General features: G+C 53.7%; 9 protein-coding genes. 3 read left to right on the plus strand and 6 right to left on the minus strand.

Features of this window, described 5'->3' with window-relative positions:
* Positions 1-21: 21 nt before the first annotated feature.
* The 3 genes from AC2215_RS03975 to AC2215_RS03985 form a co-directional block, all read right to left on the minus strand.
* Positions 22-1,893, minus strand: coding sequence for a DNA-directed RNA polymerase subunit gamma (locus AC2215_RS03975; protein WP_486808654.1), 1,872 nt, complete (start codon positions 1,891-1,893; stop codon positions 22-24).
* Positions 1,894-1,936: 43 nt separating this feature from the next.
* Positions 1,937-5,251 carry a DNA-directed RNA polymerase subunit beta gene (gene rpoB, locus AC2215_RS03980; protein WP_486808655.1) on the minus strand — a complete coding sequence of 1,105 codons (3,315 nt, stop codon included), beginning with the start codon at positions 5,249-5,251 and terminating at the stop codon, positions 1,937-1,939.
* A 193-nt stretch (positions 5,252-5,444) separates the two neighbouring features.
* Positions 5,445-5,606, minus strand: a complete 162-nt coding sequence (locus tag AC2215_RS03985; protein WP_486808656.1) for a hypothetical protein — start codon at positions 5,604-5,606, stop codon at positions 5,445-5,447.
* 800 nt (positions 5,607-6,406) lie between these two features.
* On the opposite strand from AC2215_RS03985, the gene AC2215_RS03990 reads away from it, so the two are divergent.
* Together AC2215_RS03990 and AC2215_RS03995 are read left to right on the plus strand one after the other, a co-directional pair.
* Positions 6,407-6,763, plus strand: a complete 357-nt coding sequence (locus tag AC2215_RS03990) for a HesB/IscA family protein (protein WP_486808657.1) — start codon at positions 6,407-6,409, stop codon at positions 6,761-6,763.
* A 730-nt stretch (positions 6,764-7,493) separates the two neighbouring features.
* On the plus strand, positions 7,494-7,916 hold the full coding sequence (locus AC2215_RS03995) for a tetratricopeptide repeat protein (RefSeq protein ID WP_486808658.1): 423 nt from the start codon (positions 7,494-7,496) through the stop codon (positions 7,914-7,916).
* A gap of 234 nt (positions 7,917-8,150) precedes the next feature.
* Here the strand turns inward: AC2215_RS03995 and AC2215_RS04000 are convergent, their stop codons facing one another.
* Complete coding sequence (locus AC2215_RS04000) at positions 8,151-8,336, minus strand: hypothetical protein (protein ID WP_486808659.1); 186 nt, start codon at positions 8,334-8,336, stop codon at positions 8,151-8,153.
* 121 nt (positions 8,337-8,457) lie between these two features.
* Here AC2215_RS04000 and AC2215_RS04005 point away from each other — a divergent pair, with 121 nt between their 5' ends.
* Positions 8,458-9,915, plus strand: a complete 1,458-nt coding sequence (locus AC2215_RS04005) for a glycoside hydrolase family 13 protein (protein WP_486808660.1) — start codon at positions 8,458-8,460, stop codon at positions 9,913-9,915.
* An 81-nt stretch (positions 9,916-9,996) separates the two neighbouring features.
* Here the strand turns inward: AC2215_RS04005 and AC2215_RS04010 are convergent, their stop codons facing one another.
* Together AC2215_RS04010 and AC2215_RS04015 are read right to left on the minus strand one after the other, a co-directional pair.
* A complete protein-coding gene (locus tag AC2215_RS04010) occupies positions 9,997-10,785 on the minus strand; it encodes an ABC transporter ATP-binding protein (protein WP_486808661.1) in 789 nt (262 codons plus the stop codon).
* A gap of 290 nt (positions 10,786-11,075) precedes the next feature.
* On the minus strand, positions 11,076-14,288 hold the full coding sequence (locus tag AC2215_RS04015) for an efflux RND transporter permease subunit (protein WP_486808662.1): 3,213 nt from the start codon (positions 14,286-14,288) through the stop codon (positions 11,076-11,078).
* Positions 14,289-14,632: the final 344 nt, after the last annotated feature.

Here is a 14,632-nt window from a genome sequence, read left to right on the forward strand (position 1 = left end):
TTCAAATCGAACTGCGCGTTGTTAGCTCAAGGCTTCGACCACCGCTTGGTTGTAAATAATCCGACCGGGGGTGGTGCGAATGTATTGGCTCAGGAGATTGCCGTCTGCATCCCAGCGCTGCCGCCGGTCGGCATAGATTTTGGTGACGACGCCGTCGTCAGAGGTGAGTACTTCGGAGGGTTCGGTGTGTGAGTTGGCACTGTCAATGTCACCGTCATAGCGCACCCAAACATAGGTATGGAGCTGGATTTGCTTTTGCTCGTAGGCGATCGTCGCGTCTTCGAGGTTGCTGAACGTCCGTTCGCGATCGCTCGCAGCAGCCGGATTTTCCGCCGTCAGGTAGTAACATCCGAGAACCATATCCTGGGACGGCGTCACGATCGGGCGACCGGTGGCCGGGGAGAGGATATTGTTACACGCGAGCATCAACAACCGCGCTTCGGCTTGGGCCTCCATGGAGAGGGGAACGTGAACGGCCATTTGGTCGCCATCGAAGTCGGCGTTGAACGCCGGACAGACCAATGGATGCAGTTGAATGGCGCGACCTTCCACCAAAATCGGCTCGAAGGCTTGAATCCCCAGTCGGTGCAGGGTGGGGGCGCGGTTGAGCATTACGGGATGGCCTTCGATCACTTCTTCGAGCACGTCCCAGACGTTGGGATCGTTGCGGGAAATCAGTTTCTTGGCGGCTTTGATGTTGTTCACCAGACCCTGGCGGATCAGGCGGTGGATGACGAAGGGTTGAAACAGTTCGATCGCCATTTCTCGAGGCAATCCGCACTGGTGAATCTTCAGTTTGGGACCGACGACGATCACGCTTCGTCCGGAGTAGTCGACCCGCTTACCCAGTAGGTTTTGGCGGAAGCGACCCTGTTTCCCTTCGATGATATCCGATAGGGATTTGAGGGGGCGGTTGTTGGCACCCACCACCGTTCGTCCCCGGCGACCGTTATCGATCAGGGCATCCACGGCTTCTTGGAGCATCCGTTTTTCGTTGCGGATGATAATCTCCGGGGCGAGGATTTCTTGCAACCGGGCCAGACGGTTGTTGCGGTTAATCACCCGCCGATATAAATCGTTTAAGTCGGAGGTGGCAAAGCGACCGCCATCGAGCTGCACCATCGGGCGCAAATCCGGGGGAATCACCGGGATGACTTCGAGCACCATCCAGGAGGGATCGGATTGGGTGGCGATGAAGTTATCGATCACCCGCAGCCGCTTGATCAGTTTGGCGCGTTTTTGTCCCTTCGCCCCAGCAATTTCCTCTCGCAGGGTTTCGGCGGTGGTTTCTAAATCCAGGTCTTGAAGCAGGCGTTGGAGGGCTTCGGCACCGATGCCCACTTCGATGCCTTCGAGTTCCGAATCCTCATCGTAGAGCTGCTCTTCAATTTCGATCCACTGATCTTCCAGGAGCAGTTGCTTGTAGGAAAGGTTATCGGCGTTACCGGGATTGAGGACGACGTAGGCGTTGAAGTAAACGATTTGCTCGACATCCCGCAGGGGCATATCTAGCAAAATTGCGATGTAGCTGGGGATTCCCTTGAGGTACCATACGTGGGCAACTGGGGCGGCGAGTTTGATGTACCCCATGCGATGGCGGCGAACGCGGGATTCGGTGACTTCCACGCCGCAGCGCTCGCAGACGATGCCCCGGTGGCGCACTCGCTTGTATTTACCGCAGTGGCATTCCCAATCTTTTGCCGGTCCGAAGATCCGCTCGCAAAACAGCCCATCCATTTCGGGCTTGAGGGTGCGATAGTTAATGGTTTCGGGCTTGGTGACTTCCCCTACCACTTGTCCGTTGGGAAGGGTCCGTTCCCCCCAGCCCCGGATGCGCTCGGGGGAGGCGATCCCAATTTTGACGTAATCAAACCGCTGTTCTAGCTTGGCCATAATTTAGTTTCGATCGGTTGTCAGGAGTTCCACGGGTTGGGGATTACTCTTCACTGGTCATGGATTCGTAGGTCGGGCGAGAGGGGGCGCGACGATTGGAGACGTCGGCCATCAGATCGATTTCTGTATCCCGAGAGGTGCCGTCTTCGGCAGTATCGACTTTGTGAACCGCGATATCCAGACCCAGGGATTGTAACTCTCGCATGAGCACTTTGAAGGATTCGGGGGTTCCCGGTCGGGGGATGGCCTTGCCTTTGACGATCGCGTTGAGGGCTTCGTTGCGTCCTTGCATGTCGTCGGATTTGACCGTAAGCAGCTCTTGCAGGGTATAAGCGGCGCCGAAGGCCTCGAGCGCCCACACTTCCATTTCCCCGAAGCGCTGACCCCCTTGCTGGGCTTTACCGCCGAGGGGCTGTTGGGTGACCAGGGAGTAGGGTCCGGTGGAGCGGGCGTGGATCTTGTCGTCCACTAGGTGAACCAGTTTCAGCATGTAGGCTTTACCGACAGTCACCGGGCGATCGAAGGGTTCTCCCGTACGACCGTCGTACACGAAGGTCTTACCGGGATGATCTTCGCTGAAAATCCAGTCTTTGCCGGTTCGCTTGGCCCCTTGCTGCAGTTTGGTATTGATGGTTTCCCGGGACATTTCCGCCCCGTGCATTTCATCGAAGGGAACGATTTTGAATCGCGCCCCCAGATTTTCTCCGGCCCAGGCGAGCAAGCACTCGAAAATCTGTCCCACGTTCATCCGGGAGGGAACCCCCAGGGGATTGAGAACGATATCCACGGGCGTGCCGTCGGGGAGGTAGGGCATATCTTCGATGGGCAAGATCCGGGAGATAATCCCTTTATTACCGTGGCGACCGGCCATTTTGTCCCCGACTTGAATCTTCCGTTTCTGGGCGACGTAGACTCGGACGACCATGTTGGCACCGGGGGGGAGTTCGTCCCCTTGTTCGCGGGTAAACACCCGCACGTCAACCACCCGACCTTTTTCGCCGTTGGGTACTCGCAGGGAGTTATCGCGCACGTCGCGGGCTTTTTCACCGAAAATGGCCCGCAGGAGTTTTTCTTCGGGGGGTTGGTCCGATTCCCCTTTGGGGGTCACTTTCCCCACCAGGATGTCTCCAGCTTCCACCCAAGCACCAATGCGGATAATGCCGGTTTCGTCGAGGTGGCGCAGGGCATCTTCCCCGACGTTGGGAATCTCGCGGGTAACTTCTTCGGGTCCGAGTTTGGTTTGCCGGGCTTCGATTTCGTATTTTTCGATGTGGATGCTGGTGTAGACGTCGTCGTAGACTAGCCGCTCGCTGATCAGGATGGCGTCTTCGTAGTTGTAGCCTTCCCAAGGCATATAGGCCACCAGGATGTTTTGACCCAGGGCCAGTTCGCCCCCTTCCGTGGCGGACCCGTCGGCGAGCACTTGACCGGCGACGACTTCATCTCCTTCAAAGACGATCGGGCGCTGGTTGAGGCAGGTGTCCTGGTTGGAACGCTGGTATTTCTGGAGGACGTATTCGAGTTCGTTTTTGGGAATCTCGCCGTTGTGACGCAGGGGATCGGCGGAGGTGGCTCGCACGCGAATCCGCTGGGCATCGACGTAGGTCACGACGCCATCGGTGCGGCTGACGATTACCATCCCCGAGTCGCGGGCGGCTTGGGCTTCGAGTCCCGTTCCCACCAGGGGTCGCTCCGGACGCAGCAGGGGCACCGCTTGGCGCTGCATGTTAGATCCCATCAGAGCGCGGTTTGCATCGTCGTGCTCCAGGAAGGGAATCAACGAGGTCGCCACGGAGATAATTTGCACTGGGGAAATCGCCACGAAGTCCACCTGGTCGGGGGTGGAGGTGGTGAAATCCTGGCGGTAGCGCACGGGAATGGTTTCCCCTTGGATGTAGCCTTGTTCGTCGACGGTGACGTCACCGGGGGCAACCCGCAGGTCGTCTTCTTCGTCGGCGGTCATGTAGAGGGGATGCTCTTCAAGCAGCACTCGTCCGTCTTGAACCCGGCGCGACGGGGTTTCGATGAAGCCGTAGTCGTTGACGCGGGCGTGGGTGGCCAGGGATCCGATCAGTCCGGCGTTGGGTCCTTCTGGGGTTTCGATCGGGCAGATCCGTCCGTAATGGGAGGGGTGGATGTCCCGTACCGCAAAGCCGGCGCGCTCTCGGGTCAGTCCTCCAGGTCCGAGGGCGGATAAGCGTCGCTTGTGGGTCAGCTCGGCCAGGGGATTGGTCTGATCCATGAACTGGGAGAGCTGAGAGGAACCGAAGAATTCCTTGATAGCAGCCACCAGGGGCTTGGGGTTGACCAAGGAGGCGGGGGTGAGGGTGTCGGATTCGGAAACGGTCATCCGTTCTTTGATAATCCGCTCTAAGCGGTTGAGTCCCACTCGCACTTGGTTTTGCAGCAGTTCTCCGACCGATCGCACCCGCCGGTTCCCCAGGTGGTCGATGTCATCGGTTTCCCCCATATCGTATTCGAGGTCGATCAGATAGTCGATCGCCGAGAGGATATCCTGAGGAGTCAAAACGCGCACGGTGTCGGGAACGTTCAGACGCAGTTTTTTGTTGAGTTTGTAGCGTCCCACTCGCCCGAGGTCGTAGCGCTTGGGATCGAAGAAACGCGATTCGAGCAGCGATCGCCCCCCAGATACCGTGGGCGGCTCACCCGGACGCAACTTGCGATACAGCTCCATCAGGGCTTCTTCTTCGCTGAACTGCCCTTCTTTTTCGATGGTTTTTTGGAAGTACTCGGGATGGCGCAGGGCGTCGAAAATTTCGTTATCTGCGAGTCCGAGGGCTTTGAGCAAGACTTGGGCGGAGAGTTTGCGGGTTTTGTCGATGCGCACCCACACCAAGTCGTTTTTGTCGGTTTCGAACTTGAGCCACGCCCCTCGGTTGGGAATCAACGAAGCGTTGTAGGTGCGCCGCCCATTTTTGTCGGTTTCTGGCTTGTAGTACACCCCGGGAGACCGCACGATTTGGTTGACGATGACGCGCTCGGCTCCGTTGATAATGAAGGTGCCGCGATCGGTCATCAAGGGCAAATCGCCAATAAAAACTTCCTGCTCTTTGATTTCTCCAGTTTCTTTGTCGATCAGCCGCGTGGGAACGTACATTTGCACGGCGTAGGTGCTATCCCGACGCTTGGCTTCATCGACGTTATACTTAGGCTGCTTGAGTTTGTATTTTTTGCCCACAAAGTGCAACTCTAGCTTGCCTGTATAATCGGTGATGGGGGAGAAACTGTTGAGTTCCTCGATCAAGCCAACTTCCAAGAACCATCGGAAGCTCGCTCGCTGGATTTCAACTAGATCGGGCAGGTAAAACGCGGGTGCAGTCTTGCTTTGATTAGTCATGCGTGTTGTTGAGAAACTCGATGGGCACTATCCAGCAGGCTATGGATCTTACTATTTTTTGGAAAATGATGTCAATTCAATGACAAACGGGGTCTTTGAGGCAAAGACCCTGGATCGGGGAGTGATGCAGTTTCAGTACGGTTTTCAGGATAGACGTCGGCGAACTGGGGTTAACAAGTGTGCTAGAAACTGGTTACTTTTGCGTCAATTGTGTTTGACCGTGGGAGCAAAGAGACGATCGCATCATCCAGTCTCGAGCGATTTTCCCAAACCGAGTTTCCTTGGCAGAAGCGTCGGCGATCGTCTTGGGGGATGTTGCCGGCAACTCTTGCCCGTGACATAACAGCGCCAACACTCGAGCGCTTGGGAGAGAGGCTTGCTTTTGCGGTGGATGAAAACAGTGTGGGAAAACAAGTTTTTATATCACCCTTCATTATAGAGTAATTAACTCGTTTAATAGCAGCTCGAATCGAAAAGACAGGGGGAAGGGTTAAGGGCGAGCGGGAAAAGGTTCTATGGCACGTCATCAATGTTGTCGTATTTCTTCAATCGAGTAGATCGTGTCGCTCGAAATAGCAGCGACCGATCGCCCCCTAGAGACTTCATTGAGTCGAGAAGCACTATAAGATAGTAAGAAAAGATCGCAAAACTGACGGTGCGATCGTCCCACCCCATTTCCCACAGCCCTCGAAACCCAGGATACTAACTGGCAATCTTTGGGTGTGGGAGAAAGGCTTCCCGTTTGATTTCTGTTGAAAGAAAACGCGAAGTTGCAGGGACTTACAAAAGGCGAGAGCGCCAACAATCCCGACCGAACTATAAAATTGGGAGTTTCAATCACCCGTCACTCACCCCGCCTTAAAAAGAACGGGGCAAAGCGAAGCGGAGGGTTGAGAAGACCACCAACTTCTCCCGGTCTCACTAAACCTTTAGCCGACTGCTGGTACTAACGTTCGGATACTTCCCTAGTCCGGACCTCTTAAAATCTGTGTTGTCAGGTGCTTGTAGAAAGGACATCTTGTAGTCGGTGCTTAAAGGGACGGGGGTCACCCCTCAAATACAGGTTTAGAGCGTTCCTGGGTTATACCGCTGAAAAACGCTAACCGAATGTAAAGTCGTCCTATAAAAACGGGGTTTCAGACCCAAGGAAAATTGATGACACAAACGACTTCTGCTATGCAGCGCGGCATCCTGATTTCCGATGCAGCGACCGACCAAATTAAATCGTTGTGCGCTAAGCAAGGAAAAGAGTTATACTTGCGCCTGGGCGTGCGTCAGGGCGGCTGTTCTGGGATGTCTTACATGATGGACTTTATCGAGTCGAGCGCCATCGACGAAAAAGATGAAGTGTTCGACTACGACGGTTTTAAGCTCGTGTGCGATCCCAAAAGTATGCTGTACCTCTACGGTCTGGTTCTAGACTACAGCGATGCCCTCATTGGCGGTGGCTTCCAGTTTAGTAACCCCAATGCCACCCAAAGTTGCGGCTGCGGCAAATCTTTTTCGGCGTAGTTCCGATTTCCAACATCGCAACGGCGCTTAGAGACGCTCCATAGGAGCGTCTTTAGTTTGATTTGTCCTCAATTTTAACTGTGGGGAGCTTGAGGGGAAGAGCAAGTCCCCTTCGGGTTTGCCAATTGCTCCAACTCCTGCCCAGACGCTACGCGAACGACGGAAACCGCCAAGACCGCACTGGCTCACCGCTCTCTACTCGGGACGGTGATAAGCGACGGCGCAACCTGCCGTCGCGGAGAGTGAGAGTCGGGATACAGCAACCCAAACGCGAAAATTGAGAGGTTCTATACCTCGAAAATTTTCAACCCACAGTTTTTTTTCGGAATGTTCGTACTTTGTACTGTAGAATAGTAAGGGTTGGAGCTAATAGCTCGACCCACTCGACTGACTAAGAGGCTGCACTCGAACAGTACTCGGCAGAGATCGGGAAATAGGCGGAGTCACGCTTAGTAGAAGCCATACTTAGCCTCACGTAAAATCGTAAAAACCCACATACATACGAATAATTTTCTGCCTTGGGAACCAGGGCGGCTGCCGGGTTAGAGACTCGCGCTCTATAGCTGTAAGTGCCCTCCTGGCAAACCAGGAAACTGAGCAAGACCAGTGGACGCTGTGTAAGACCTAATCATCTTCGGATGAAAGGGCAACGGTGGATGAAACCGGAAGCTAGCGCTCTCTTGTAGAGGAGCGTCTGGTAGTTCACGAACGAAACACCGTATCGAAGCGAATGGCTCTCAAATCCGAACAAATTTTCAACGACGCGATCGAACGCTATCAAGCTGGAGAAAGTGCAAGTACTCTGATTCCCGTTTTCAAAGAGATTTGCGACAGCGCCCGCAAAAATAGCTCGGCGTGGACTTGTCTGGCATGGTTGTACCTCCTCGACGATCGACCGCTGTTAGCCTACAAAGCCGCTCGCAAAGCTGTTAAACTCAATCCCGACGATCCCCAAGCGCGGGTCAACTTAGCCATTGCCAGCATCGATAGTAAGCAAAAAGGCGTTCGCGAACAGGTCGATCGGGCAATCGAATTGATAATGGTCTCCTCAGAGTGGCGCGAGGAAATCCAGAGAAATTTTGAAGATGGCTTGAAGCGCAAGCCGGATTGGAAAAGCTTGCAGCGCGTGCAAAGTTGGCTCTTTGAAGCGTAACGCGATCTCGATGTGATGGGGGGAGGATTTGGATAACGATCGAGCGCGATCGCCCAGACCCTTCCTCGATCTAGTGGGTTATTAGACCAAGATGGGGACAAGAGTGAAGGGTAAAGGGGGAAAGCCAGAAGAAATTGATGACTTCGGCATCAAAATTCATCAGATTTTTGCTGGTTGGAGTTGACCATTGGTTAAGAGACTCTTTATAAACTCTCGATCGAGAGCGCTCCACCCTTAAAATGCGATGGGCAACGGTGGATCGAGCATGGATGGGGAATGACTAGCGCGATCGCGCTCTCGATTAGAAGCGATCGAAATCCAATATTGAATCAACTCTTCGATGGTTGCGGTTGATGGCTCTGCCGTTTTCCCCTTCTGTTTCTTGGAAGAGATATCTAAATCGATTGCCCTTGAATCCACCGACTTCGATCGACTTGTTGGGAAATCAGTGCGATGGCGACCTGCGATCGCATCCTAGAAGAATCCTTTCTCCCATCCAACCTTCACCAATTCATCCATCGGAGCATTTACCGAAACGTTCATGCAAATTCAAACCCCCGACTGGGTCAAACACGCCGTTTTCTATCAAATTTTTCCCGATCGCTTTGCCCGAGGCGAAGATCGACAAACTCGGGTTCCCTCCACCACCATCGCCCTCGAACCCTGGGACGCTCCCCCGACTCTCCAAGGCTACAAGGGGGGAAATTTATGGGGTGTTATCGAAAAACTCGACTACTTGGAAGACTTAGGGATTACCGCCTTATACTTCACCCCGATTTTTCAGTCGGCGAGCAATCACCGCTACCACACCCACGACTACTATCAAGTCGATCCCATCCTCGGGGGCAACGAAGCCTTTCACGCCCTCCTCGAAGAAGCCCATCGCCGAAATATCGCCGTGGTTCTCGATGGCGTGTTCAACCATGCCAGTCGCGGGTTCTACTTCTTCAACGACATCCTCGAACACGGACCCAACTCCCCTTGGCTAGATTGGTTCAAAATCGAAGGTTGGCCCCTATCGGCTTACGATGGCAGCAAACCCGCCAACTACGTCGGCTGGTGGAACAATCGCGCCTTACCGGAGTTCAACCACGAGAATCCCGACGTGCGCGAGTACATCATGGGAATTGCTGAATATTGGCTGAAAGTCGGAATTGATGGTTGGCGCTTAGACGTGCCGTTTGAGATTACGGCCAACGGGTTTTGGCAGGAGTTTCGCGATCGCGTCAAAGCCGTAAACCCCGAAGCCTATATCGTCGGTGAAGTGTGGGGGGATTCGAGACCGTGGTTGGACGGCACCCAGTTCGACGGGGTGATGAATTATTTATTTACCGGACCGACAATTGCTTTTACAGGGGGAGATCGGGTTGTCAAGGAGCTGGTGGAAGAACCCGCCTACGACCCCTACCCACCCCTGGATGCCGCCGGATATCGAACCAAAATAGAACAGTTATTCGACCTCTACGATTGGGAAATCCACCAAGCGCAGCTCAATTTACTCGACAGTCACGATACCGCCCGAATTGGAAGCGTGGTGAGCGAAGATATCCCCAGCCACGAACTCGCCGTTCTGCTGATGATGACCTTCCCCGGCGCGCCTTGCGTCTATTACGGGAACGAAGTGGGTTTGAATGGTCGACGCGATCCCGACTGTCGCCGCGCCTTTCCCCCATCGGAACGCTGGAACCATCAGTTGCTCGATACCTACAAACAAGCGATCGCCCTGCGCAACCAAAATCGAGCGTTGCGGACGGGAGAATATCGCGTATTGTTTGCCGAGGGGATGGTGTATGCCTTTGCCCGAAGTTTACCCGCGCAAACCCTGGTTATCGTCGTGAATGGGGGAACGGTCGCTGCAACGGTGAGTTTTAAATGTGACGGGTTATCGCTGAAAGCAACACTGCTGTATGGAACGGGAGAATTTTCCCAACAGGTAAAAGGGGGAGTCCCCCATTTGACAATAACTTTACCCGATCGCGTCGGATGCGTGGTGGGTTAAGAGTTTTGGGGTGTTGGGTGTGGGGAACGATTAATTGAATCATTCTCCTCTCCCTTGTCCCCTGGTTCCCTCCTCTCCCATTCAACGACCGCCAACTTGAATCGGACCGCTCGTACTCCCGGTGCGGAACTGACGGACGAGGGGATTGTCCGTCGTATCGAGTTCCTCGACATTGCCATCCCACTGCACCTTTCCCTGATAGAGAAAAACGATCCGATCGGCCGTACGGCGAATGGTGCTATCTTGGTGCGTGACCATCAGATAAGTCTGGGCGGCGCTATTTTCCAAACACCTTAACTGGCGCACCAAATCCTCAATCACTGTCGAGGCGATCGGATCTAATCCTGCCGTAGGTTCGTCGTAGAGCAAGACTTCCGGGTTGCTTGCCGGGTTATCGGGATTCGCGATAATCGCCCGCGCGAAACTCACCCGCTTGCGCATCCCGCCAGACAGTTCCGATGGATACAGTTGACCCGTTCCCCCCAAACCCACCCGTTGGAGACTGTCCTCCACCAGTTGGCGAATCTTGTCTCGAGGCAATTTAGAATTTTGGTACAGCCGAAATCCAACATTTTCATCCACCGTTAGGGAATCGAACAAAGCCGCCTGTTGGAACACCATACCAATCCCGATCGGATCGGTGCCATCCTCAATTAATCCCGTTCGGCGCTCTCCTTTGAGATAAACCTCTCCCTCATCGGGTTCGAGCAAACCGGCGATAATCCTCAAAATCGTCGATTTCCCCGTTCCAGAAGGTCCGATGACCGCGAGGGCATCACCCTTACAAATCTTTAAATCCACGCGATCGAGAATCACTTTATCCCCAAACGCCTTAGAAATTCCCTTGAGTTCGATCAGTGGTTCTGCCATACAATTAATTGCTGTCCGATCGCGCTCTCTTACCGCATTTTCAATTCACTTAGCATAGCGAATCACCTGTCGATCTCGCAGTCTATGGAACGATCGAGAATCACGACATTCTCCCAGACTGGGCTGTGTTGACATTTGGCGTTCAACCCCATGTGATGACTGAATTTCATCTGTACGAGCGCAATGCTTCGTAAACACTGTGGGTAAAGGCTTCCAGTATGAAATGTCAACAGAACCTAGACAATGGGATCGATGAGTTTAACCCGATGACATCGGATTCATTCCGACTCCTAGCGCTTTTCCGGTGTCAACTGCAAATACAAACCCGGAATCACCAGCATCGCCGTCAGAGTCGAAGCCACCAAACCAAATCCAATTCCCGACGCTAGGGGAAACCAGTTTTGAGAACTCAGAGCCAGGGGAACCACCCCCACAATAGTGGTCAAACTCGTCGTCAGCACAGGACGCAAGCGATCTGCCACCCCTCGTGCAGAGGCTTGACGCACGTCCATTCCCTTTTCTCGATAGGAATTCATCGTTTCCACCATGACAATTGCATCATTCACCACAATCCCCATCAGGGCAATCATTCCAATGACGGCAGGGAAAGAAACAGGAATCGAGAAGATAAAGAATCCCCCTAAAGTCCCAATCAGGGCAAAAGGAATCGCCAACATGATGATGAACGGTTGGGTAAAAGAACCAAACTGGATCACCAACACCGCAAACACTAGGAAAAACGCCACCCCCGCCATTTGTCCGGCGGAACCGAAGGTTTCTCCCTGGGTTTCCAATTCCCCACCAATTTTGTAAGAATAACCGCTCGGCCAAGTCTTTTTCATCTGGTCGAGTTTCGGCACCAAATCCTCCAACACGATTTCCCCCACGGTGCGATCCTTATTTTTCCCCAACACCGTCACCGTCCGCTGACCGTCCTGGTGGGTAATCGAAAGCGGGGCCATTCCTAATTGTTCTTCCAAAACCTGCGACCCCGCCAACAGCGTGCCATCGTTAGCAATCAAGCGCATGCTTTCGATTTCCTCAAACCGGGTGGGACCGCCAATTTCTCCCTGTCGCGAAGGCCAAGCGGTACTCAGGCGAATTTCCAAATCTTCCTTGCCGCCACCGATGGGAAAATCGCCGATATCGTTATCGGTCATCAGATAGCGACCTTGAGCGGCCAAATCCTCGGAATCCAAGCCGTAGAAATTCAGAGATTCCCGACGGGGAATCAGTTTCACGTCCGGACGCAAAACGCCTAAGTCATCTCGCACGTCCACCGCACCGGGAATTTGCCGCAGGGTATTTTGGACTTGGGCGGAAATCTCCCGCAACTGGTTCATATCGGTTCCGGTAATTTCAACGCCGATGGGGTCGCCGCCTTCCCCAGAAGATAGGGTGTTGACCACTAAGGACGCACCGGGATACTTCCGTACCGCTTGTTGTAGGGTCGATCGCAACTCCTCGACATATTCAAAGGACAGTTTTTCTCGTTCCCCCTCGGGGGTAAACATGACGGAGAAACCCACCAAATAGCTAGCATTGTTGGGCTTCATCCCACTTTCTTCCACCAAATTACTGCGCTGTCCCACCACCATGATGACGCTTTCGAGATAGTCTTGCTGCCGTAAAATTGCCCCCAAATCGTCGGCAACTTTTTGGGAACTGGCAAGGGTGGTGGTGGGTGGTAGTTCGACGTTGATGCTGAGTTTACGCCCATCGATCTTAGGGAACAATTCCGAAGGCAGGGTTCCGGCGAGAACGACGGTCAACACGAACAAACCGACAGCCCCCAGGGTCCAAAGGCGGGCGATCGATTTGTTTCTCACCGTCGATCGCAAACTCCATTGAGTAAACCCAGCCGATGCCTTTTCTGTGAGGGCGTCAATTTTACTGGGTCGATCGCCTCGCTTGACCTTCCCCAGCAAAAACCGAGACAGGGGAATATCCACAAACAGAGCAATCAGGAAACTCAGAACCAAACAGCAGATCGCACTCAGGGGAATCAGACGGATGAACTTCCCCATCGTCCCACTAATGGCCATGAGGGGAGACATTGCCAAAATGGTGGTAAGCTGCCCGGTGAAGGCTGGTAGCGCGTAGGTTTTGACCGTTTTTAAGGCGGCGCGATCGAAAGAGAGACCTTCGACGAATATGCCTTCGTGCATTCCCTCCATCATCAGGATAAACACATCCACCAGCAGCCCCAACGCCAGAATCATCCCCACTTGCACCATGGAGTTGAGAGTAAAGCCGCCAAGCCAAAGGACGGCTAGGGTCCCCAGAAACGTGAGGGGAATCGAGACACCCGCCACAATTGCCTCGCGCCACGTCAGGGCAAACAGCAGGACGATAAAAACCCCGACAATCCCCTGCCACGCATTGGTAAACAGATCGTTGAGATCCTCGAAAATCACATCCCCGTCACTACTCACCACCCGATACTCCATGCCGTAGGGCCACAGGTTGGGATCGAGTTGGGCCGCTTCCATGGCCGCAATGCTATCGTCGATGACTTTGATGCTATCGGAACCGGGAACTTTGACAATATCGACGCTGATGGCATTTTCAAAGGAACTGCCTTTGTAACTCAAAAATGCAGCACTCTCCTCCCGTTCCAAATCTCGCCGTACTTCGGCAATTTCCCCCAGTCGTACCACCCGTCCATCGTTGGTACTGGCATTGGAGTTCCCCAACCGGGCAACGGGTAAGCTTTTCAAATCTTCGACGGTGCGGAATCGACCGTAGAGGCGGACTTGCGCCCCAATGTCATCGCTTTCCACCCGATCCCAGGGCATATCCCGATTTCCCTGTTGAATGGCATTGGCCACTTGCGTGGCGGAAATTCCCAAGGTGATGAGGCGGTTGGGAATGAGTTGAACGTGGATGACTTCTTCTCGATATCCCCCTAAATCTACTTTGCGGACGTTGGGAACTTTTTCGAGTAAGTCTTCGATTTCTTTGGCGGTGGCGTGGAAGACGGCCGGATCGATATCGCCGTAGAGGGCGAGGGTGAGAATGGGAGTATCTTGGGTGGAAACTTGCTCGACTTTGGGCTGTTCTGCGTCGCTGGGCAAATCGGGTTTGGCTTCGTCAACTTCCGCCCGTGCCAGGGCAATGGAGTTGGCGACGGGGGCATCGGCGACAAATTCAACTTTAATTTGCGATCGCCCATCGAAAGAGGCACTGCTGAGGTCTTTGAGTCCTTTGAGAGATTTGAGTTCTTTTTCGAGTTTATCGGTGACCTGGTTTTCAATGGTTTCGGGGTCAGCCCCCGCCCAGGTCGTATTGACGGTGGCAATGGCGACGTTGATATCGGGATCGCCTTCTTTGACCATGCTGCTGGCCCCCATCACCCCTCCGACTACGAGCAAGATCGTGAGGAGAATGCCAAAAATGGTACGCAGGAAGAAGAATTTTTCGAGGGGCGAGGCTTCACCCACCTCGTGGGATTCGAGTGGTTCTTCTGGAGGATTTTCCGGGATGGCGATCGGTTGAGTCATCGCGAAGATAAGCTATTTAGCACTTTAGTTGTCAAGGGAAGGGAGGGGCGGCAAGATGCTGGTGAATGATTCGATCGACGATGGAAGTCGCTACCGCTATAGATTATAGATGTCCCTTGGTTGAGCGACATCCTTTCCTCCGATACATTTCCAATTTCTCGTTCCCCATCATTGAAAATGTGTCATGAAAGGTCCGTTTTAGATTAACGTCAGTTTTGGATAAGACTGTTTCCGGTGAGGGCGGGGAATGGGGAATGGGGAATGGGGAATCGGGATGAAGTACTTTGCTCCCCTGCAACCAGATGTAGCCAGTGCGATCGCTTCGCTCATCAAGAGGCTTGCCA

Source organism: Zarconia sp. (assembly GCF_057467645.1).